Annotated in this window: 22 protein-coding genes; 10 read left to right on the forward strand and 12 right to left on the reverse strand. The window is 63.7% G+C overall.

Features of this window, described 5'->3' with window-relative positions; genetic code table 11:
* The first annotated feature begins 297 nt into the window (after positions 1-297).
* Together ACTORR_RS15690 and mutM are read left to right on the forward strand one after the other, a co-directional pair.
* Positions 298-1,116: an HDOD domain-containing protein gene (locus ACTORR_RS15690; RefSeq protein WP_178075562.1), complete on the forward strand. Its 819-nt coding sequence runs from the start codon at positions 298-300 to the stop codon at positions 1,114-1,116.
* 3 nt (positions 1,117-1,119) lie between these two features.
* A complete protein-coding gene (gene mutM, locus ACTORR_RS15695) occupies positions 1,120-1,932 on the forward strand; it encodes a bifunctional DNA-formamidopyrimidine glycosylase/DNA-(apurinic or apyrimidinic site) lyase (RefSeq protein WP_054885520.1) in 813 nt (270 codons plus the stop codon).
* 10 nt (positions 1,933-1,942) lie between these two features.
* Here mutM and ACTORR_RS15700 read toward each other — a convergent pair whose 3' ends face one another.
* The 5 genes from ACTORR_RS15700 to ACTORR_RS15720 all read right to left on the reverse strand — a co-directional run bounded on the left by ACTORR_RS15700 (position 1,943) and on the right by ACTORR_RS15720 (position 6,425).
* Positions 1,943-2,194: a YfhL family 4Fe-4S dicluster ferredoxin gene (locus ACTORR_RS15700; protein ID WP_054885521.1), complete on the reverse strand. Its 252-nt coding sequence runs from the start codon at positions 2,192-2,194 to the stop codon at positions 1,943-1,945.
* A gap of 108 nt (positions 2,195-2,302) precedes the next feature.
* A complete protein-coding gene (coaD, locus tag ACTORR_RS15705) occupies positions 2,303-2,782 on the reverse strand; it encodes a pantetheine-phosphate adenylyltransferase (RefSeq protein WP_014861498.1) in 480 nt (159 codons plus the stop codon).
* A gap of 111 nt (positions 2,783-2,893) precedes the next feature.
* Complete coding sequence (locus ACTORR_RS15710; RefSeq protein ID WP_054885522.1) at positions 2,894-4,492, reverse strand: GMC family oxidoreductase; 1,599 nt, start codon at positions 4,490-4,492, stop codon at positions 2,894-2,896.
* A 17-nt stretch (positions 4,493-4,509) separates the two neighbouring features.
* The gene (locus ACTORR_RS15715) at positions 4,510-4,995 is read right to left on the reverse strand and encodes a hypothetical protein (RefSeq protein WP_054885523.1); all 486 of its coding nucleotides are present in this window, start codon (positions 4,993-4,995) and stop codon (positions 4,510-4,512) included.
* Entirely contained in the window at positions 4,995-6,425 is a 1,431-nt protein-coding gene (locus ACTORR_RS15720) for a coniferyl aldehyde dehydrogenase (RefSeq protein ID WP_441343711.1), read from the reverse strand. Before ACTORR_RS15720 ends, ACTORR_RS15715 begins: the two co-directional genes overlap by 1 nt.
* 149 nt (positions 6,426-6,574) lie before the next feature.
* On the opposite strand from ACTORR_RS15720, the gene ACTORR_RS15725 reads away from it, so the two are divergent.
* Positions 6,575-7,240: a TetR/AcrR family transcriptional regulator gene (locus tag ACTORR_RS15725; RefSeq protein ID WP_054885525.1), complete on the forward strand. Its 666-nt coding sequence runs from the start codon at positions 6,575-6,577 to the stop codon at positions 7,238-7,240.
* A 34-nt stretch (positions 7,241-7,274) separates the two neighbouring features.
* Entirely contained in the window at positions 7,275-8,129 is an 855-nt protein-coding gene (locus tag ACTORR_RS15730; protein ID WP_313364793.1) for a sulfurtransferase, read from the forward strand.
* On the opposite strand, the gene ACTORR_RS15735 is transcribed toward ACTORR_RS15730, so the two are convergent.
* The 6 genes from ACTORR_RS15735 to ACTORR_RS15760 all read right to left on the reverse strand — a co-directional run bounded on the left by ACTORR_RS15735 (position 8,130) and on the right by ACTORR_RS15760 (position 15,366).
* Positions 8,130-9,122 (reverse strand): hydrolase, encoded by a 993-nt coding sequence (locus ACTORR_RS15735; RefSeq protein WP_054885527.1) that lies wholly within the window; start codon positions 9,120-9,122, stop codon positions 8,130-8,132. It lies immediately after the preceding gene.
* A 60-nt stretch (positions 9,123-9,182) separates the two neighbouring features.
* Positions 9,183-10,553 (reverse strand): M16 family metallopeptidase, encoded by a 1,371-nt coding sequence (locus ACTORR_RS15740; protein WP_313364792.1) that lies wholly within the window; start codon positions 10,551-10,553, stop codon positions 9,183-9,185.
* Positions 10,546-11,847 (reverse strand): M16 family metallopeptidase, encoded by a 1,302-nt coding sequence (locus tag ACTORR_RS15745; protein ID WP_054885529.1) that lies wholly within the window; start codon positions 11,845-11,847, stop codon positions 10,546-10,548. The genes ACTORR_RS15740 and ACTORR_RS15745 overlap by 8 nt, the downstream gene beginning before the upstream one ends.
* Positions 11,848-11,931: 84 nt before the next feature.
* A complete protein-coding gene (rsmD, locus tag ACTORR_RS15750) occupies positions 11,932-12,534 on the reverse strand; it encodes a 16S rRNA (guanine(966)-N(2))-methyltransferase RsmD (protein WP_313364791.1) in 603 nt (200 codons plus the stop codon).
* Entirely contained in the window at positions 12,534-14,018 is a 1,485-nt protein-coding gene (locus tag ACTORR_RS15755; RefSeq protein ID WP_313364790.1) for a M16 family metallopeptidase, read from the reverse strand. The genes rsmD and ACTORR_RS15755 overlap by 1 nt, the downstream gene beginning before the upstream one ends.
* Positions 14,011-15,366: a M16 family metallopeptidase gene (locus tag ACTORR_RS15760; protein WP_054884200.1), complete on the reverse strand. Its 1,356-nt coding sequence runs from the start codon at positions 15,364-15,366 to the stop codon at positions 14,011-14,013. The genes ACTORR_RS15755 and ACTORR_RS15760 overlap by 8 nt, the downstream gene beginning before the upstream one ends.
* Positions 15,367-15,598: 232 nt before the next feature.
* On the opposite strand from ACTORR_RS15760, the gene ftsY reads away from it, so the two are divergent.
* The 4 genes from ftsY (at position 15,599) to rpoH (ending at position 19,781) form a co-directional block, all read left to right on the forward strand.
* Complete coding sequence (ftsY, locus tag ACTORR_RS15765; protein ID WP_313364910.1) at positions 15,599-17,116, forward strand: signal recognition particle-docking protein FtsY; 1,518 nt, start codon at positions 15,599-15,601, stop codon at positions 17,114-17,116.
* 2 nt (positions 17,117-17,118) lie between these two features.
* Complete coding sequence (gene ftsE, locus ACTORR_RS15770) at positions 17,119-17,790, forward strand: cell division ATP-binding protein FtsE (RefSeq protein WP_009684915.1); 672 nt, start codon at positions 17,119-17,121, stop codon at positions 17,788-17,790.
* Complete coding sequence (ftsX, locus tag ACTORR_RS15775) at positions 17,787-18,815, forward strand: permease-like cell division protein FtsX (protein ID WP_313364909.1); 1,029 nt, start codon at positions 17,787-17,789, stop codon at positions 18,813-18,815. The genes ftsE and ftsX overlap by 4 nt, the downstream gene beginning before the upstream one ends.
* A 111-nt stretch (positions 18,816-18,926) precedes the next feature.
* Positions 18,927-19,781, forward strand: a complete 855-nt coding sequence (gene rpoH / locus ACTORR_RS15780) for an RNA polymerase sigma factor RpoH (protein ID WP_054884203.1) — start codon at positions 18,927-18,929, stop codon at positions 19,779-19,781.
* 61 nt (positions 19,782-19,842) lie between these two features.
* Here rpoH and mtgA read toward each other — a convergent pair whose 3' ends face one another.
* Positions 19,843-20,553 (reverse strand): monofunctional biosynthetic peptidoglycan transglycosylase, encoded by a 711-nt coding sequence (mtgA, locus tag ACTORR_RS15785; RefSeq protein ID WP_054884204.1) that lies wholly within the window; start codon positions 20,551-20,553, stop codon positions 19,843-19,845.
* Between the two features lie 64 nt (positions 20,554-20,617).
* Here mtgA and ACTORR_RS15790 point away from each other — a divergent pair, with 64 nt between their 5' ends.
* Together ACTORR_RS15790 and thiS are read left to right on the forward strand one after the other, a co-directional pair.
* The gene (locus ACTORR_RS15790) at positions 20,618-20,989 is read left to right on the forward strand and encodes a DUF423 domain-containing protein (protein ID WP_054884205.1); all 372 of its coding nucleotides are present in this window, start codon (positions 20,618-20,620) and stop codon (positions 20,987-20,989) included.
* Between the two features lie 103 nt (positions 20,990-21,092).
* Positions 21,093-21,293, forward strand: a complete 201-nt coding sequence (gene thiS / locus ACTORR_RS15795; protein WP_099814494.1) for a sulfur carrier protein ThiS — start codon at positions 21,093-21,095, stop codon at positions 21,291-21,293.
* The last annotated feature ends 31 nt before the right edge of the window (positions 21,294-21,324 follow it).

Genomic DNA, 21,324 nt, shown 5'->3' on the forward strand with positions numbered 1-21,324 from the left:
CGTCGCTCCGGGAAAAAAGAGCGGGATTATAGCCTGTTGGCTGCTTGCGCGTCCTTTGTAGGAGCGGCCTTGTGTCGCGAAAGGGCCGCGCAGCGGCCCCGGCAATTTCCGCTGCGCAGCTGAAAACCTGGGGGCGCTTCGCACCCCTTTCGCGACACAAGGCCGCTCCTACAGGGATTTACGGATTGGTCTCGATGCGCGCTAGGGGGGTAGAATCCCGTCGTCCTTCACGAGTATGCACGTATGTCCCAAGAACTCAGCGCCGAACAGATCCAGCAAGCCTTGCAAGGCATCACCATTCCGCCGCAACCGCAGATCCTGGTAGACCTGCAGTTCGAGCAGTACATGCCTGACCCGGACCTGGAAACCATCGCCAAGCTGATTTCCCAGGACCCAGGCCTCGCCGGTGCCTTGCTCAAGCTGGTCAACTCGCCGCACTTCGGCCTGTCGAACAAGATCGGTTCGATCCAGCGAGCGGTGAATCTGCTGGGCAGCCGTTCGATCATCAACCTGATCAATGCACAGTCGATCAAGGGCGAGATGAGCGACGAGACCATCGTCACCCTCAACCGCTTCTGGGACACCGCCCAGGATGTGGCCATGACCTGCCTGACGCTGGCCAAGCGCACCGGCATCCAGGCCGCCGACGAGGCCTATACCCTCGGGCTGTTCCATGACTGCGGCGTACCGCTGATGCTCAAGCGCTTCCCCGAGTACATGCAAGTGCTGGAAGAAGCCTACGCCAAGGCTGGAGAGGAAACTCGCGTGGTCGACACCGAGAACCGCGCCTTCAACACCAACCATGCCGTGGTCGGCTATTTCACGGCCAAGTCCTGGCGCCTGCCGGAGCACATCAGCGGGGCCATCGCCAACCACCACAACGCCCTGGCGGTCTTCCGCGAAGACTCGTCGCGCAATACCCAGAGCCAGTTGAAGAACCTGCTGGCCGTGCTGAAGATGGCCGAGAACATCTGCGCTTCGTACCGTGTGCTGGGCAATCAGAGCGTCGATCATGAGTGGAACGTGGTCGGCCCGCTGGTGCTGGACTATATCGGTTTGTCGGAGTACGACTTCGAGACCCTGAAACAGAACATTCGTGAGCTGGGCGGGCACTGATCCATGCCGGAATTACCAGAAGTCGAAACTACCCGGCGCGGGATTGCGCCCCATCTGATAGGCCAGCGTGTCAGCCGCGTGGTGGTGCGAGACCCTCGCCTGCGCTGGCCGATACCCGAGGACCTCGACGTACGCCTGTCCGGGCAGCGCATCGTCAGCGTCGAGCGGCGGGCCAAGTACCTGTTGATCAACGCCGAGGTCGGCACCTTGATCAGCCACCTGGGCATGTCGGGCAACCTGCGCCTGGTGGAGCTGGGCTTGCCAGCGGCCAAGCACGAACATGTCGATATCGAACTGGAATCGGGGATGATGCTGCGCTACACCGACCCACGCCGGTTCGGTGCCATGCTCTGGAGCCTCGACCCGCTCAAGCATGAGCTTTTGCTGCGGCTGGGGCCAGAGCCGTTGACCGAGCTGTTTGACGGCGAGCGGCTGTTCCAGCTGTCGCGCGGGCGTTCGATGGCGGTGAAGCCGTTCATCATGGATAACGCGGTGGTGGTCGGGGTGGGCAACATCTACGCGACCGAGGCGCTGTTTGCCGCGGGAATCGACCCGCGCCGCGAGGCGGGCGCGATTTCCCGCGCGCGGTACCTGAAGCTGGCGATCGAGATCAAACGGGTGTTGGCCGCGGCCATCGAGCAAGGCGGTACGACTTTGCGCGATTTTATCGGTGGCGACGGGCAGCCGGGCTACTTCCAGCAGGAATTGTTCGTCTACGGGCGGGGCGCAATGCCATGCAAGCTGTGCGGCACGACCTTGCGCGAGGTGAAGCTGGGGCAGCGGGCGAGCGTGTTCTGCCCGCGCTGCCAGCGCTAGCCGCCTGTGATCAGGCCTTGCCGGTGATGCGGCGGTACTTGGCCATCAGCTCTTCCTGGGTTTCCGGGTGCGCTTCATCCAGCGGGATGCAATCGACCGGGCAGACCTGCTGGCACTGCGGCTCGTCATAGTGACCCACGCACTGGGTGCACAGGTTCGGGTCGATCACGTAGATCTCTTCGCCTTGGGAGATGGCCTCGTTCGGGCACTCGGGTTCGCAGACGTCGCAGTTGATGCAATCGTCGGTGATGATCAGGGACATGGGGACTCCGGCCGGGGCGCATCGCCCGGGCATGTTCAACGCTTTGGGCACAATTGTGCCGCATTCGCGCCCGCAGTGCACGCGGGCGCGATGATCAGGCGTTCGAGGTTACTTCTTGAAGCGTTCGGTCAGCGCCTCGGCCACCACAGGGTGGACGAATTTGCTGATATCGCCGCCCAGCGCAGCTATTTCCCGCACCAGCGTCGAGGAAATGAACGAATAGCGCTCCGAAGGCGTGAGGAACAGGCTTTCGACGTCGGGCGCCAATTGCCGGTTCATGTTCGCCAGCTGGAACTCGTACTCGAAGTCCGATACTGCGCGCAGGCCGCGCAGGAACACGTTCGCGCCTTGTTCCTTGGCGAAGTGCGCCAACAGCGACGAGAAGCCGATGACTTCGACATTGGGCAGGTGCTTGGTGACCTCACGGGCAAGCTCGACCCGTTGCTCCAGCGGGAACAGGGGGTTTTTCTTCGGGCTGGCCGCCACTGCGATGATCACGTGGTCGAACAGGCGCGAAGCGCGCTCGACCAGGTCGCCATGGCCTTTGGTAATGGGGTCGAAAGTACCCGGGTACAACACTCGGTTCATCGCGTCATCCTGGCTGGAGTGCGTTGGGGAGTCGGATGGTAGCGCAGCGCTTGCGCCCGGCCAAGTCATGCGGCCGGCTGATGGCACTATAGACAGGGCGTGCATTTGTTGTCATGCACTCTGTGCCAGGCGGGCAGCCAAGGCCTCGGTCAGCCGGGCGCTGATGGCGTACACCGACAACTGCGGGTTGGCGCCGATGCTGGTCGGGAACAGCGAACCATCGTGGACAGAGAGGTTTTCCAGCTGATGATGGCGGCCCAGGCTGTCGCAGACCGCCTGGCGCGGATCGTCGCCCATTGCACAGCCGCCCATGACATGGGCACTGCCAAGCCGGGTGCGGAACGGTTCCAGGCGCAAGGCGTCGATCACACGCTGGGCCTCGACCAGGCTGGCACTGGCGCGTGCGTCGCTGTGCACCGGCGTGACCTGCGTGGCGCCTGCCGCGAACTGGATTTGCGCCATGCTGTGATAGGCGCGGCGCAGGCCGTCGCGCAGATAATCGCTGAGCGGGTAATCCAGCACGGGTGAGCCGTCACCGCGCAGCTCCACCGCCCCACCCGTGCTGTCGGGGTGAAAGCCGTCGCGCAGCAAGGCCAGCATGACGTGAGTGTGCGGCAGCTCGGCCATGCGCCGGGCATTGTCGATGCCGTATCCGCCGAGCAGGGTGCTGGCCAGGGCCGGGTGCAGGGGCGGCACTTCAAGCTTGTAGCCCACCGGCCCGTCGACGCCGCCCTGCCACTGGAAGTGGTCGCTGTAGATCGATTGCGGAGCGCCGTAGTAAGGGTCGATACGCGCGTCGAAACGTGCAGCGCTGAAGTTGACCAGGTGCAGGAAAGTCCGTTTGCCCAGGCGGCCATGCGGGTCGGGGGCCTTGGAACGCAGCAGCAGGGCCGGGCTGTTGATGCCGCCACCGGCGACGATGTAATGACGGGCGCGCACGCTGACCTGCCGGCCGGTAGGGTGCACGCCGTGAGCATCCAGCGCCTGGCACTGCAGCCCGGCGATACGCCCGCCATTGTGTTCGAAGCGATCGGCGCGGGCCAGGTAGAGCAGTTCACCGCCCTTGTCGAGGGTTGCCGGGATGCGCGTGACCAGCATCGACTGCTTGGCATTAACCGGGCAGCCCATGCCGCAGTAGCCAAGATTCCAGCAGCCACGCACATTGCGCGGGATCACTGCCCACCGGTAGCCGAGTCGTTCACAGCCGCGCCGCAGTACGTCGTTGTTGGCATTGGCCGGCATTGCCCAGGGCGTGATACCCAGGTCGCGCTCGATACGCTCGAACCAAGGCCGCATCTCCTGTTCGCCCAAGCCCGTGACGCCATGCGCTGCAGCCCAGTGCATCAGCGTCTGCGGTGGCGTGCGAAAGCTCGACGTCCAGTTTATCAGCGTGGTCCCGCCCACCGCGCGGCCTTGCAGGATGGTGATGGCGCCATCCTTGCTCATTCGCCCCAGGCCTTCTTGATAGAGGCTGGCGTAGGCCTCGTCTTCCAATAGATGGAAGTCAGAACTGGTCCTCAGCGGGCCTTCCTCGATCAGCAGGACCTTGTAGCCAGCGGCGCTGAGCATCTGCGCACTGGTAGCGCCGCCGGCACCACTGCCAATCACGGCGATATCGGCCTCCAGTGTCAGGTCGTGTTCCAGGCGTGAGCCGTCATGGGTGATCCAGCCGCGTTCGAGGCCTTGGCGAAACGGGTCGGTTACTGGCATTGAGGATGCTCTTATTGTCAGATCTTCGGAGGGCCGGGGTAGCCGCACGCGGCCCAGGCTTCCGGGCGCTCGTACCAGGCCATTTGCAGCAGTTGCAGCAGTGAGGCATGGCCCATGCGCAGCAGGTTCAGCGAGCTGTCCTGCCAGCGCTGCAGGAAGGCGGTTACCTGCGTGCCGCTGGCCTGCTCCCAGGCCCCCCAGACGCCGGTCAAAGGGCCGCGGGTCAGCGGCAGGTTGAGTACGTCGAACAATTGCCGGGTGAGTTTGAGCATCTCCGGCGACAGCGCAGCCAACTTGTGGTCGAGGCTGTGCAGCACCAGTTCGTCGTCCGCCGAGGTGCCGGCGAGCACCACCGGAATCAGCGCAAGCAGCGCTGGCAAGTCATCGTCGCGCAGCACCTGATAGCCGGCTGCGGGCGTTTGCGCGCTGCAGCCGACCAGGCTGGCGGTGCTCAGGAACAGGCTGGCGCCCAAGCTGAAACGCAGCAGGTCACGGCGCTGCATCAGCGGATGAACAGCTTGTAGACCAAGCGCTGCAAGGCCTTGCCATAGGGCGGGTAGATCAGCCGCGCGACATTCAAACGCTGCTTGGCGAGCACTGCCTTGGCCTTGCTGAAGGTCAGGAAGCCTTCGTGGCCATGGTAGTGGCCCATGCCGGAGGGGCCGATACCACCGAACGGCAAGTCGTCCTGAGCCACGTGGAGCAGGGTGTCGTTCAGGCACACGCCGCCGGAATGGCTGTGCTGCAGCACGTGCTGCTGTTCGCTGCGGTCGTAGCCGAAGTAGTACAGCGCCAAGGGACGCGGGCGTTGATTGATATAGGCCAGGGCCTCGTCGAGGTGGTCGTAAGGCACCAGCGGCAGCAGCGGGCCGAAGATCTCGTCCTGCATCACCTGCATGCTGTCGTTCACCCGGGTCAGCAGGTGTGGCTGCAGGCGTCGGCCCTGGCGCGACTCGTCGGGGTACAGGTCGAGCACCTGGGCGCCCTTGCTGCGGGCGTCATCCAGCAGGTGCTGCAGGCGCTGCAACTGGCGGGGGTTGATGATGGCGCTGTAGTCGGAGTTGTCTGCGATGTGTGGGTACATGCGCTTCACCGCGTTGCGATAGGCCGTGGCAAAGTCGTTCAGGCGCTCACGGGGCACCAGCACATAGTCGGGAGCGACGCAGGTCTGGCCAGCATTGAGGGTCTTGCCGAAGGCGATGCGCTCGGCGGCGGTGTCCAGCGGCACGCTGGCAGACACGATGGCCGGGGACTTGCCGCCCAGTTCCAGGGTCACCGGGGTCAGGTTTTGCGCGGCAGCCAGCATGACCTGGCGGCCGATACTGGTGGCACCGGTAAACAGCAGGTGGTCGAACGGCAGGCGGGCGAATGCCTGGCCGACCTCGACTTCGCCGAGCACCACGCTGACCAGGTCTTCGGGAAAAACCCTGGCAATGAGTGCTTTGAGTGCTGCGCCACTGGCCGGTGTGGCTTCGCTCAGCTTGAGCATGACCCTGTTGCCGGCAGCCAGGGCGCAGGTCAGCGGGCCGATGGCGAGGAACAGCGGGTAGTTCCACGGCACGATGATGCCAACCACGCCCAATGGCTGGTACAGCACCCGTGCGCTGGCCGGCTGGAAAGCCAGGCCCACCGCGCGCCGGGCCGGAAGCATCCAGCGTTGCAGGTGGCGCTCGGCATGGCGAATGCCTTGCACCGACGGGAGCAGCTCGGCCAACAGCGTTTCGTCGGCACTGCGGCCGGTGAAGTCGGCATCGATCGCTTCGATCAGCGCTTGCTGGTCCGCCAGCAATGCCTCGCGCAGGCTCTTCAGCCACTGCCGTCGCTGTGCCGCAGGGGGCATGGGGTTGCCGGCAAAGGCCTGGCGCTGAGTGGCGAACGTCGCTGCAAGGTCGGTGTCGGATTGCACAGGAGGCAAGGCGATGGGCGAGGTCACGGTGGTCTCCCGTCAGGGCTTGGAGTTCCTAGAGCCTATACTCTAATTCGTACCATGGTGCGACTTTTTTCACAGGCCAGACCCGTGCACCAGCGCTGTGATTCACCGTAAGATGACCCTTTCGAAAGCCCGCAGACTGGGAGCTGAGCATGGCCCCGCGCATGAAGACCCGAGAGCGCATCGTGCAGAACAGCCTGGAGCTGTTCAACCAGCAGGGCGAACGCAGCGTCAGTACCAATCACATTGCCGCGCATATGGAAATCTCGCCTGGCAACCTGTATTACCACTTCCCCAACAAGCAGGCGATCATCGCCCTGCTGTTCAGTCAGTACGAAGAGTTGGTGGACAGCTTCCTGCGCCCGCCGCAGGGGCGGGCAGCCACGGTCGAAGACAAACGCTTCTACCTCAAGGCCTTGCTCGCGGCGATGTGGAACTACCGTTTCCTGCACCGTGACCTGGAGCACCTGCTGGAAAGCGACCCTGAACTGGCCGCCCGCTACCGGCGCTTTTCCGAGCGTTGTCTGCGCCAGGGCCAGGCAATCTACCGTGGCTTCGTCGATGCCGGGATCCTGGCCATGGAGCCTGCGCAGATCGAGTCGCTGACCATCAATGCCTGGATCGTGCTGACTTCATGGGTACGTTTTCTCAGCACCACGCGCGAGCATTCGGCGCATCTGGGTGAAGAAGCCTTCAAACGTGGCGTCTATCAGGTGCTGGTGCTGGAGCTGGGTTTTGTCACCAGCAATGCCCGCGGCGCGGTGGACGCCTTGTGCCAGGAATTCCACGTTCCGTTCAACCAGGCCCTGGAACAGTAGCCAGGGCCTTCGTGCCATCGATCAGGAGATTGTCATGCCCCTTGCGCAATTGATCACCCCGCAACAGCTGGCAGAGCGTCTGGACTCGCCCAAGCTGGTGATCCTCGACTGTCGTTTTGCCTTGGAGGATGTGGATTACGGCCAACGCAGCTATGCCGAGGGGCATATCGCCGGGGCACATTTTGCTGATCTGGAGCGTGACTTGAGCGGGCCGGTCATCAAGGGCCGCACCGGCCGCCACCCGCTGCCGGACCCGCATCGGCTGGGCGAGCGCCTGCGTGAGTGGGGGCTGGACGATGACAGCGCCGTGGTGCTGTACGACGATGGCCCGGGCGCCTTCGCTGCCCGGGCCTGGTGGTTGCTGGTCTGGCTGGGCAAGCGCAGCGACGTGGCCATCCTCGATGGCGGCCTCAAGGCCTGGCATGCAGCGCACCTGCCGCTGAGCCTGGATCCGCCGGCCAAGCGCGAGGGGACGTTCAGCGGCGAGGCGGACGCGAGGCTGCTGATCGACGCCGAGCACCTGGCCAAGCGCCTGGGCAGCCCTGACCTTACCCTGATCGATGCCCGTGCGTTGCCGCGCTTCCGGGGCGAAGTCGAGCCGATCGATCCCGTAGCAGGGCATATTCCGGGCGCCCAGTGCGCCACCTTCAACGAGAACCTCGGTGCCGATGGCCGTTTCCTGGCGCCGCAACAGCTCAAGCAGCGCTTTGCCGAGAAGCTGGCCGGGCGTGCTCCTGAACAACTGGTGGCCTATTGCGGATCAGGGGTGACGGCCTGCCATAACCTGTTTGCCATGGCCCTGGCGGGGTATCCCTTGGGCAAGCTGTACGCTGGCTCGTGGAGTGAGTGGATCAATGATCCCAAGCATGGCGTGGCGACTGGCGAATAATCACTGACCGTCGATGAGCCACTGCGGAATCCGCCGCTCGAGGTAATAGCCTGGATTCCGCAGGCTGCCGTCGACAAACCCGACATGCCCACCCCGTTCATGCAGCTCGAACTGCGTCTGTGCTGCCAGTTCACTGGCTGTGGGCAGGCTGTGGCCGAACACGAACGGGTCATCGGCGGCGTGGATGATCAGCGTTGGTGTGCGGTTTTCCCCCAGATAAAACCGGCTTGATGAACGGCGATAGTAATCGTGGGCATCGCTGAAGCCATTGAGCGGCGCAGTGACCTTGCCATCGAAATCCCAGAAGGTCTTCAGCCTGCCCAGCGGCCCCAGCCGGTCGAGCGCGGCCAGGCCTTCGTGATGGCCGCGATCACGAAAGTGCCGTTGCTTTACCTGCAGGTAGGCCATCATCTCGCGCATGAAATGCGCTTGGTACACCTTGGAAAAGCCCTGGGCGATACGGTCGGCGCACTGGTCCAGACGAAACGGCACCGAAACCGCCACCGCCGCTTGCAACTGGCTGGCAGCGCCGCTTTCCCCCAGGTATTTGAGCAGTACATTGCCGCCCAGCGAGTAACCGACCGCATACAGTGGCGCCAGAGGGCGTTGGGCATGCAGGTGCGCGATCACCTCGGCGAGGTCTTCGCTGGCCCCGGAGTGGTAGCTTCGCGGCAACAGGTTGGGTTCGCCCGAACAACCGCGCCAGTTCACCGCCACACTGGCCCAGCCCCGGGCTTGCAGCGACTGCTGCAAGCCTTTGACATACGGTGAGTGGGAGGAGCCAGTCAGCCCATGCAACACCAGCACCAGCGGCACATCCGGGCTATGCGGGCCATGCCAGTCGAGGTCGAGAAAATCACCATCGGCCAGCCACAGGCGTTCGCGGCTTCGCTCCAGCTCCGGCAGCTTGCGCCACAGCGGCCCCCACAGGGTTTGCAGGTGGGGGTTGGACAGGCCGATGGCCGGGCGGAACGTGGCGGTGAGACTGGGCATGCTGGGCGACTCGTGATGTGCCTGCGTAGAGTGCCATGAAACCTTGCCGCTGTACCTGCCCTATTGGTCGGGGGCTGGCAGAGGTTGCTGCTCGACACTTGGGCCGACATTGACCTTTACCCTGTAGCTTAGGTCGAGATGCCGTTGCATGGCGGCGCGCACATCTGCCGGAGACAAGCTGTTGATGCGCTCGATGTAGGTGTTGAGATGGTTGTCAGGTTGACGTTGATGGCTCAGCTCCGCGAGCAGTGCTGCCAGGCGCCTGTTCTGAGCGACACCGCGCAGCAATTGCCCTTCCAGCTGTTTGCGTGCCAATTGCAATTCAGCTTCGGTCGGCCCTTGTTCGATGAAATCTCGCAGCACGGTCGTTACCAGTTCCTCAGTGCCTTCGACATGGGCGGGTGCGATCTCCCATTCAACGGTGAACAAACCGCCTGCCCGTAATGGCGATAAATGGCTGTACACGCCGTAAGTGAGGCCGCGGCGTTCGCGCAGTTCGACCATCAAGCGCGATTCGAGTCCTTCTCCCAGCACATCGCTGGCCAGCACCAGGGCCGGGAACTGCGGATCGTTGGCGGGCAGGTTCAAGGGAAGTGCCAGCAGGACAGCGCTACTCGTGCCGGGCTGTTCAATGCTGATGGTCGCGGGAGTGGCGGCTGGGACAGCGGGCAGATCTATCGCCGTCCAGCCTTGTGGCAGAGCCTGACTGACCTGACGCGAGAGAGCTTGAGCCTCTGCCAGGGACAGGTCGCCGACCACGACCATCTCCAGGTTGCTGGCGCAATAGGCGCGTTGATGAAACACCCGCAGGTCGTCTGGGGTAACCGCCGCTACACCCTCTTCGGTGACGCCCAGAGGGCGGCCATAAGGATGGCCGCGGAACAGGTGGCGGAAGGCTTCGCTACGCGCTCTCAATTCAGGGCGTCGCTCGCGTGCAGCGCTGCTATGCAGCAACTGCTTTTTGATCTTCTCCAGAGCAGAGGAGGTGAACGCAGGATTAGCCACGAGGTCGGTGAAAAGCGCCAAGGCGGGCTCTAGCACGGCCGGTGTAGTGAGGCTGCGCAGGCTCAGCGTTGCATGCTCCAGACGCATCTGCTTTGCGATGATCGCACCCAGGCGCTCGATATGCTCGGCCTGTTGAGTGGCCGTGTACTGATGGCTGCCTTCGTCGAGCATGTACAACGTCAAGGCTGCCAGGCCGGGTTGCGCAGTGTCCTGTACGGAGCCGGCCCGGAACCTCAGTATCAGGTCGACGATAGGCAACCCGCGGGCTTCGACGAATTTTACGGTTGTGCCCGTTTCTGTCGTCCAGGCTTGTACTTGCGTCTGGATGGACGCGAACCGATCCAGGTCAAGCCCTTGGGCAGAGATCAGCCCACCGTAAAGGCTGGGGGCTTCGGCAGGCTTCTGCGGCGCAGTCGAGTCATTCATGAGCGCTTTCCTTGTGGTGCATGAAAGTGATGGCGGCACGGGATTCAGTCAGGAACTCGAGGGCAGCCTGGCCTACCTGTTCGGCTGTCACGGCTTCGATGGCGTGACGCTCATTTTCCAGCGCAATCGGGTCCAGGCCGCAGGCGGCCTGTTTGCCGATGGCCTGTGCCTGATTGTCGATGTCGTCCCTCTCGAACAACTGCCTGGCCAGCAGGCGGGCCTTGGCGCGCTGCAGGTCCTGCCTGGAAGGAGCCGACTGGCGAAAGGCTTCGATTTCCAGCATCAGCCTCTCGGCTGCAGTCTCCGGCGTTATTTGTGGACTGCAGAAGGCGTAGAGCGCGAGCAAGCTGTCCCCGCGCTGCCAGGGTTCGTATTCGGGGCGTAGGGCCTGCAGTATCGGGTCGTCCAGAACCAGTCGTTGCTGCAGGGTGCTGCTGTGTCCGTCGGCAAGCAGATCGGGCAGCAGCCGCAAGGCATAAGCCTGCTCGCCGGACTGCGCAGTACATTGGCTGGGGAGGTTGAAACTGAGGATAGTGCCTGTGTACTGGCCCGGTAGTCGTAGCGTCTGGTGGCGTCGATCCTGCAACGGTGGCGCGCTGGGGGCTTCTCGCGCTGGCAGGCGCTTGGCTGGGATCGCTGCGAAGTGCCGACTTACCAGGTTGTGCAGCTGTGCCAGGGTAATGTCGCCTGATACTGCCAGTGTGGCGTTGTTGGGCAGGTACCAGGTCTGGTACCAGGTTCGCGCTGCAGCAGGCGTCAGGTACTCGAGATCTGTTTTGTGGCCAATCACGGGGTTGCCATAGCCACCGGTGCCGTAAGCCAGTGACTGGTGATGTTCGATTGCCAGTGCCAAGGGGTTGTTGTCGACTTGCTCCCGGCGCTCTGCCATGACCACTTTCAGTTCGCGAGCGAAAGCGGTATCGCTGAGTGTGGCGCTGGCCATGACATCAGCCATGGCTTCCAGGGCGACCTCAAGCCGGCTGCTCGGCAATGTCAGCGGAAAGTACGTGGCGTCGGTTGAAGTGAATGCGTTCGGATCGCCGCCAAGACGTGTCATGACTGCCGAATATTGGCCATTGGCCAGTTTGCTGCTGCCTTCGAACAGTAGATGCTCCAAGGCATGGGAAAGACCGGTGTGGCCTGCAGGCTCGTAGCTCGAACCAACGTGATACCACAGCTGTGCACTGACCAACGGTGCGCGATGGTCTTCGCGCAGGCAGGTACGCAGGCCATTGGCAAGGGTGAACGATTGTACGGTGCTGCCCTGGGAGGGCGCAGAACGGTGTTCGATCATGGTTGAAGTGCTCCTGCAAGAACGAGGGAGCAGCTTCAATCATGCTGGCAGCGGGCTTGTGGTAACTATTAAGGGTTTACCTGATCAGCCCCGTTGCCACAGCGCGTAATGCACCTGGCCGGTTTTCTTCTCGCGGTGCAGGCGCCAGTTGCCGGGCATCGGCAGCGTCGACGGTGCAGCCTCGCTCTCGGTGTAGACCCACGCCTGTTCGCGCAGCCACTGGTTCTGCTCCAGCAGGTTGCAGGTATTGGCCAGCAAGTCCTGGTGGAACGGCGGGTCGAGGAACACCACGTCGAACTGCTGCTTGGCCGGGTTCTGCAGGTAGCGCAGGGCATCGGTCTGCAGGATCTGCCCGCGTGGGCAGCGCAGGATTTCCAGGTTGTTCTTCAGGTTGCTGATGGCTGCGGGGTTGCTGTCCAGCGCCACGGCATTCGCAGCGCCTCGGGACAGCGCCTCCAGCACCAGGGCGCCGCTGCCGGTGAAAGCATCCAGCACCTGGGCGCCTTCGATGTAGGGCGCCAGCCAGTTGAACACGGTTTCGCGCACGCGGTCGGGTGTGGGCCGCAGGCCTTCGCCTTCCGGTACCGCCAGGCGGCGGCTGCGCCACTCGCCGGCGATGATGCGCAGGTAACCCTGGCCCTTGCTTTGGCCCTGCTGCGGGCGGGCGGGTGGGGTGGATCTAGGCATTAGTGCTCCGGTACGCCGAGCGGCTGCTCGGACGGTTTGTCAGTGGGGGCAGGCAGTGGCTTCTGTGGCACTTTCGGGCCAACGGTGACAATCACCAGCTTATCGGCTGCCAGGTGCTTGTTCATCGCTGCCTTGACCTGTTCGACGGTCAGCGCCTGGGACTGCTGCATGAAGTCCTCCAGCCAGGTCAGGGGCAGGTTGTAGAAACCGATGGCGCCGAGTTGGCCGACGATGCTGGCATTGCTGGCATTGGACAACGGGAAGCTGCCGGCCAGCTCGCGTTTGGCGTCGTCCAGCTCCTGCTGGGTCGGGCCGCTCTTGAGGTAGTCGGCAAGGATGTCCTGTACCAGCTTGAGCGTGCCTTCACTGAGTTCGGCGCGGGTCTGCAGGTTGATCATGAACGGGCCACGCACCTGCATCGGGCTGAATACCGAGTACACGCCGTAGGTCAGGCCGCGTTTTTCGCGGACTTCGCTCATCAGGCGGGTGCCGAAGGCACCGCCGCCAAGGATCTGGTTGCCCAGTGAAAGGGCCGGCCAGTCCGGGTCCTGGCGGTCGATGCCAAGCTCGGCGAGCATCAGGTGCGTCTGCTTGCTCGGGAAGTCGATATGGGTGACGCCAGCCCTGGGCTCGACCGGCTGGGCCGGTTTGGCCAGTGCCGGGCCTTTGGGCAGGGCAGCGGAGACCTGGGCGGCGACGGCCTCGGCTTCCTCGCGGCTAAGGTCACCGACCAGGGCGATCACCGCGTTGCCAGCGGCATAGGCCTTGGCGTGGAAGGCGCGCAGCTGCTCAAGAGTGATGCCTGGTACGCTCTCGGCGCTGCCATCGCTTGGCTGAGCGTACGGGTGATCGCCGTAGAGCTTACTGAACAGCGCCTTGCCGGCGATCTTGCCAGGGTTTTGTTTCTCATACTCGAAACCGGCCAGCAGCTGGTTCTTGATGCGTTTCAGGGCGTCTTCCGGGAAGGTTGGCTTGCCGGTCACTTCGGCGAACAGCTGGAGGGCGGGCTCGCGTTTGTCCCGGGCGCTCAGGCTGCGCAGCGAGGCCACGGCCATGTCGCGATAGGAACCGTTGCCAAAGTCTGCACCCAGGCCCTCGAAGCCCTCGGCGATGGCGGTCACGTCCTTGCCGGCCACGCCCTCGTTGAGCATGGCGTTGGTCAGGCTGGCCAGGCCAGGGGTGTGGCCGTCCTGGCTGCTGCCGGCGGCAAAAGTCACGCGCAAGTCGAACATCGGCAACTCGCGGGCCTCGACGAACAAGACCCGGGCGCCTTCGGCGGTGGTCCAGTTCTGGATGTTCAGCTGGCGCCTGCTGGGTGCCTTGTCATCAAGCTCGGCCAGCGATTGCAGGGTGTTGGCCGGGCGGGCGGGGCTGCTTTCGGCCTCGGAATGTGCCGGCCGGGCGAGCACGGCGGCCACGGCCACTACCAGCGCGATGATGCCCGTGCCGATCAGGGTGTAGCGTGGTGCGCTGCGATCACTCATGAGCGGACTCCTCAGGCAGTACATGGGCAACGCTCAGGCGTTCGCGGGTGAAATAGGTGCGTGCGGCGTTTTGCACGTCTTCCGGGGTGACGCGCTTGAGTTCGTCCAGCTCGCTGTCGATCAGCTTCCAGGACAGGCCGACGGTTTCCAGCTGGCCGATAGTGGTGGCCTGGCTGCTGATGGAGTCGCGGTCGTAGACCAGCCCGGCGATGACCTGCGCGCGCACGCGCTCCAGCTCTTCGGCGCTTGGCGGAGTGGTCTTGAGTTCGTCGAGCAGCTGCCAGAGGCCTTTTTCGACGTCAGCCAAGGTTTTCTGTTTTTGCACGTTCGGCGTGGCCGAGATCAGGAACAGGCTGTCGCCTCGGGTAAAGGCGTTGTAGCTGGACGAGGCACCGGCCACCAGTTCCTGGCCACGCTCCAGGCGTGCCGGCATGCGCGCGCTGTAGCCGCCGTCGAGCAGGGCCGAGATCAGCCGCAGGGCATGCACGGTGCGTGGCTCCTTGGCAGTGGCCAGGCCCGGTACGTTGAAACCGTAGATCAGGCTCGGCAACTGGGTGCGTACGTGCAAGGTCAGCTGGCGCTGGCCCGGTTCGGCCAGTTCCAGCGGCAGTTTGGCGGGTGGCACGGCGCGCTTGGGGATGCTGCCGAAGTATTTTTGTGCCAGGCCTTTGACCTCATCGGCGGTGACATCGCCGACCACCACCAGGGTGGCGTTGTTCGGTGCGTACCAGGATTCGTACCAGTGACGCAGTTCCTCGACCTTCATGCGTTCGAGGTCGGCCATCCAGCCGATGGTCGGGGTGTGGTAGCCGCTGGCCGGGAAGGCCATGGCGCGGAACAGCTCGAAGGCCTTGGAGCTTGGCTGGTCATCGGTACGCAGGCGGCGCTCTTCCTTGATCACCTCGATTTCACGGGCGAACTCGTCGGCAGGCAGGCGCAGGCTGGCCAGGCGGTCGGCTTCGAGCTCAAGGGCCACTGGCAGGCGGTCGCGGGCCAGCACCTGGTAGTAGGCGGTGTAGTCGTCGCTGGTGAAGGCGTTTTCTTCCGCGCCGAGGTCACGCAGGATGCGCGAGGCCTCGCCAGGGCCGATCTTGGCGCTGCCCTTGAACATCATGTGCTCCAGGGCATGAGACAAGCCGGTCTGGCCTGGGGTCTCGTAGCTCGAGCCGACCTTGTACCAGATCTGCGAGACGACCACAGGGGCACGGTGGTCTTCGCGCACGACCACTTTCAGGCCGTTGTCGAGGATGAATTCGTGGGTCGGTTGCACGTCGGCGGCGAACGCCGCGAGCGGCAGGCAGAGCGTGCCGAGCAACAGGCCAGCGGCGCGGCGGGCTAGAGCATTCATACGGAGATTAACCTGTTCGGCGGCCCGCTGGCTTAGCGTCGGCGGGCCAGGAGGTGCTAGGATACTGATCCGGTTGCCTGGCGACCATGCCTGTCGCCGTTCTGGCCCGCAGGCCCATTAAGACAAAACATTGCGCATGAACCAGTCGGATTCAAAATAGTCTGTTCTGCGTTTAGAGAATTCCTGATGTGCCAGTTGCTGGCCCATCGCTACCCTGAGATAGCCGTCTTCCATGTTTGGTTCCAACGACGACAAAAAAGCGCCGGCCGAGGCTGGCGAGAAAAAAGGCCTGTTCAGCTGGTTTCGCAAGAAGCCGCAGCAACCTGTCGCCGAACAGCCTCAAACGCCTGAGCCACCAGCGCCCGAGGTGCAGCCAGCCGAGCCGGTAACGCCGCAGCCCGCCGCCGAGCAGCCACGTGTCGAAGTACAGCCGCCTGCGCCGGTCGAGCCTATGCCTCCGGTGGTCGAAGCGCCTGTGCCAGAGCCAGTCGCTTCCACGCCAGTAGTGGCGCCCGAGCCTGAACCGGTCGCTTCCGAGCCGCTGGTCGCTCCGCTGCCCGAGCCAATCGCTTCCATGCCTGTACAAGCAGCGCCGGTCGAGACTGCCCCGGTGGTCGAGCACGCAGCCCCTGTCAGCAACCTGGTGCTGCCGGTAGCCGAAGAGCCTGTGGCGCTGGTGCCGGACCTGCAGCCGAAGGCGCCGCCCGTGATTCCGGAGCGTCCCGCACCAGAACCGGTGGTCGTGGCGCCAGTCGTGGCCCCTGCACCTGTGGAGCCGCAACCCGCTCCCGAGGTCGCTGCCCCGGTCGCCACCGAGCAGTCCAAACCCGGTTTCTTCGCCCGCCTCAAGCAGGGCCTGTCGAAGACCAGCGCCAGCATCGGCGAGGGCATGGCCAGCCTGTTCCTGGGCAAGAAGGTCATTGATGACGACCTGCTCGACGAGATCGAAACCCGTCTGCTGACGGCCGACGTCGGCGTCGAAGCCACCTCGGCCATCGTTCAGAACCTGACCCAGAAGGTCGCCCGCAAGCAGCTGGCCGACGCCGACGCGCTGTACAAGTCGCTGCAGGAGGAGCTGGCAGCACTGCTGCGCCCTGTCGAGCAGCCGCTCAAGGTCCAGGCGCAGAACAAGCCCTATGTGATTCTGGTCGTCGGCGTGAACGGTGCCGGCAAGACCACCACCATCGGCAAGCTGGCCAAGAAGCTGCAACTGGAAGGCAAGAAGGTCATGCTGGCTGCCGGTGATACCTTCCGTGCCGCTGCCGTGGAGCAATTGCAGGTCTGGGGCGAGCGTAACCAGATCCCGGTGATTGCCCAGCACACTGGCGCCGATTCCGCCTCGGTGATCTTCGACGCGGTACAGGCTGCCAAAGCCCGTGGTATCGACGTGCTGATCGCCGACACCGCTGGCCGGCTTCACACCAAAGACAACCTGATGGAGGAGCTCAAGAAGGTCCGCCGGGTCATCGGCAAGCTCGATGCCGAGGCACCCCACGAGGTGCTGCTGGTGCTCGACGCCGGTACCGGGCAGAACGCCATCAGCCAGGCCAAGTACTTCCACCAGAGCGTCGAGCTGACCGGCCTGGCGCTGACCAAGCTGGATGGCACTGCCAAAGGTGGGGTGATCTTCGCCCTGGCCAAGCAGTTCAAGCTGCCGATCCGCTTCATCGGGGTCGGTGAAGGCATCGACGACCTGCGCACATTCGAAGCCGAGCCGTTCGTCAAGGCTCTGTTCGCCGAGCGAGACTGACCATGATCCGATTCGAACAGGTTGCCAAGCGCTACCCCAACGGCCATGTCGGCTTGCACGAGCTGAGTTTCCGCGCGCGCCGGGGCGAGTTCCTGTTCGTCACCGGGCACTCGGGTGCTGGCAAGAGCACCTTGCTGCGCCTGTTGCTGGCCATGGAACGCCCGACCAGCGGCAAGCTGATGCTGGCAGGGCAGGACCTGGGCCAGATCAGCAATGCGCAGATCCCGTTCCTGCGTCGGCAGATTGGCGTGGTGTTCCAGAACCACCAGCTGCTGTTCGACCGCACCGTGTTCAACAACATCGCCCTGCCGCTACAGATTCTCGGCTTGTCCAAGGCCGAGATCGCCAAACGCGTTGATTCGGCGCTGGAGCGGGTGTCGCTGGCCGACAAGGGCGAGCTGTTCCCGGCCGACCTGTCAACCGGCCAGCAGCAGCGGGTCGGTATTGCCCGCGCGATAGTTCACCAGCCGGCCTTGCTGCTGGCGGATGAGCCCACCGGTAACCTCGACCCGCGGCTGGCCGCGGAGATCATGGGTGTGTTCGAGGATATCAACCGCCTGGGCACCACGGTTCTGATCGCCAGTCACGACCTGGCACTGATTGCGCGCATGCGCCACCGCATGCTGACCCTGCAGCGCGGTCGTCTGATCGGCGATGGGGAGGCCGGGCAATGAGCACTACACGTACACCAAAGGTTTCCGAGCGCGTTGCGCCCAAGGCTGCCGACCCGCAGCCGGCCAGGAAGAATGGCGGCGATCACGATGACGACGGCCCGGACTTCCGCACCCTGCTGCAGGCCTGGCTGGAAAGCCATCGCGCCAGCTTGGCCGACAGCCTTCGACGGCTGGGCAAGCAGCCGATCGGCAGCTTTTTCACCTGCCTGGTGATGGCCGTGGCCCTGAGCATGCCCATGGGGCTGTCGCTGCTGCTGAAGAATATCGAGGTGCTGGGTGGCTCATGGCAACGCGCCGCACAGATTTCGCTGTACCTGAAGCTCGATGCTGGTAGCCAGCAGGGTGAAGCCCTGCGTGACGACATCAAGCGCATGCCGGGGGTGGCCGACGCCCAATACGTCAGCCCCGGGCAGGCCCTGCAAGAGTTCCAGCAGCAGTCCGGGCTAGGCGAGGCCCTTCGCGAGCTGCCTGACAACCCGTTGCCCGGTGTGGTGGTGGTGACCCCGACCGAAGTCGATAAACCGGCCCTGGAAGCCCTCCGTCAACGTCTTTCGGAGCTGCCGAGGGTTGAGAATGCACAACTGGACCTGGTATGGGTCGAGCGGCTGGCGGCGATCCTCAAGCTGGGCGACCGTTTTGTCTTCGGCCTGGCGGTAATGCTGATTTCCGCGCTGCTGTTAGTAATCGGTAACACAATTCGTCTACATATCGAAAACCGCCGCATCGAGATCGAAGTGATCAAGCTGGTGGGCGGTACAGACAGCTACGTTCGCAGGCCTTTCCTGTACATGGGCGCCTTGTACGGCCTGGGTGCGGGGGTGCTGGCCTGGGCCATCCTGGCCTTTGGCCTGAACTGGCTTAACGAGGCCGTGGTAGGGCTTTCCGGGCTGTATGGCAGTGACTTCGCCCTGGGCGGGGTGCCGGCGTCCGATGGTCTGTCGCTCTTGATCGGAGCGGTGCTGTTGGGGTATATCGGTGCATGGATCGCAGTCGCCCGCCATTTGAACGAGCTGGCGCCGCGATAGTTTTTACGTGCCAGCATTGACATTTCCTTCACGATGGAACTTGTACGGTCGTTCCGGGTCAATGTTGGCAGCGCTCACAAGGCGCGAGTTTTGTAAGTCGGAGGTTCTTGAATGACCACATCGTTGCAACCTGCCTATGCCCTGGTGCCCGGTGCAAACCTGGAAGCCTACGTGCACACGGTCAACAGCATCCCGCTGCTGTCTGTCGAGCAGGAGCGTGATCTGGCCGAGCGTCTCTACTATGAGCAGGATCTCGAGGCCGCTCGGCAAATGGTGATGGCCCACCTGCGTTTCGTTGTGCATATCGCACGTAGCTATGCAGGGTACGGTCTGGCGCAGGCTGACCTGATCCAGGAAGGCAACGTCGGCCTGATGAAGGCGGTCAAGCGTTTCAACCCGGAAATGGGTGTGCGCCTGGTGTCCTTCGCCGTGCACTGGATCAAGGCAGAGATCCACGAGTTCATCCTGCGTAACTGGCGCATCGTCAAGGTGGCCACCACCAAGGCCCAGCGCAAGCTGTTCTTCAACCTGCGTAGCCAGAAGAAGCGTCTGGCCTGGCTGAACAACGACGAAGTGCATCGCGTGGCGGAAAGCCTCGGCGTCGAGCCGCGTGAAGTGCGCGAGATGGAAAGCCGCCTGAGTGGCCAGGACATGGCCTTCGACCCGGCAGCCGAAGCGGATGACGACAGCGCCTTCCAGTCGCCAGCGCATTATCTGGAAGACCACCGCTACGATCCGGCTGTGCAGCTGGAGGATGCCGACTGGAGCGACAACTCCACCAGCAACCTGCACGAAGCACTGCAAGGCCTGGATGACCGTAGCCGCGATATCCTCTACCAGCGCTGGCTGGCGGAAGAAAAGGCCACGCTGCATGAGCTGGCTGACAAGTACAGCGTTTCTGCTGAGCGTATTCGCCAGCTGGAGAAGAATGCAATGAACAAGGTCAAGGCGCTGATCACCGTCTGACCTGACCTGGCTGCATTGAAAAGCCGCTGACCCGAAAGGGTGAGCGGCTTTTTTGTCGGGGTTACGGCCTGCGCGAGCTGTCCAGTTGCATCAGGTAGCTGGGCCCGCCCAGCTGGCTCATCTGCCGGCGAATCCAGCCCGCCCGGCTTGCCACATAGGCGCTGGGCCGGCTGGCACTCCACTTGATCGGGCTCGGCAGCACGGCGGCCAGTTGTGCGGCCTGCTGGCGGGTCAGCCGGCTGGCATCGACACCAAAGTGATAACGCGCCGCGGCCTGGGCGCCGAACACGCCTTTGCCCCACTCGGCGCTGTTCAGGTAAACCTCAAGAATCCGCTCCTTCGACCAGAACAGTTCGATCAGCCCCGTGAACCAGGCCTCCAGCCCCTTGCGGAACCAGCTGCGTCCCGACCACAGGAACAGGTTCTTGGCTACCTGCTGGGTCAGGGTGCTGGCACCACGAATGCTGCCGCCACGCTCGTTGTACGCCAGCGCCGCCTGGATGGCCGGAATGTCGAAGCCCCAATGGCTGGCAAACTTCTGGTCCTCACCGGCGATGACTGCCACCTTGAGTTCGTCGGAGATGTTCTCCCATGGCTCCCAGTCGCGTTGCAGTTCAATCGGCTCGCCACTCACCCATGATTGCACCTTGCGTTCGAGCATCAAGGCCGTGCCAGGCGGTGGTACCCAGCGAAACACCAGCACCAGCACGATGCTGCCGGCAGCGAACCAGAGCAGGGCGCGGGCGAGGCGGCGGAGAATGGATGACAGCATGGCGATGGCTTGGCCGGACCGGTGGAACGGGCCATTATACAGACCCGATACAAGGAGTCGTCCCATGCTTCGCAGCTTCCTCATGCTCGCTGCCTTCTTCGGCTTTACCGGCGTCGCCCTGGGCGCGTTCGCCGCACATGGCCTGAAGGACCGTCTGACGGCTGATTACCTGGCCATTTTCCATACCGGGGTCACCTATCAGCTGGTGCATGCCTTGGCGATCTTTGGTGTCGCCGTGCTTTCGGCGCACCTGCCGGGGCGCCTGGTCGGCTGGGCTGGCGGTCTGTTCGCCCTGGGGATCGTGCTGTTCTCCGGTAGCTTGTACCTGCTGACGCTCAGCGGCCTGGGCAAACTGGGCATCATCACCCCCTTCGGCGGCCTGTGCTTCCTTGCCGGTTGGCTGTGCCTGGGCATGGCTGCCTGGCGCCTGGGCTGACCAAGCGGTCCATAATCGCGACTAATGGCGTGCAGCGCCCTTGGGTTCACGCGTGGATCGGCGCTAGAATGCGGGCCCCCAAAGAACAATGGTGGCCGTGCGCATGCGCATTCAACTGAACGGTGAACCTTACGAATTGCCCGCTGGCGAAAGCGTCGCGGCCCTGCTGGCCCGCCTGGAACTGACCGGGCGCCGGGTGGCGGTGGAACTCAACCTGGATATCGTGCCGCGTAGCCAGCACGACAGCACGCAGCTGAGCGAAGGCGACCAGGTCGAAGTGGTCCATGCGATTGGTGGCGGCTGAAACCGGGCCGGCGTTTACCTGCAAGCCCCGC

The sequence above is a fragment of the Pseudomonas sp. SAR267 genome, from assembly GCF_052077595.1.
Taxonomy (GTDB): Bacteria; Pseudomonadota; Gammaproteobacteria; order Pseudomonadales; family Pseudomonadaceae; genus Aquipseudomonas; species Aquipseudomonas vlassakiae.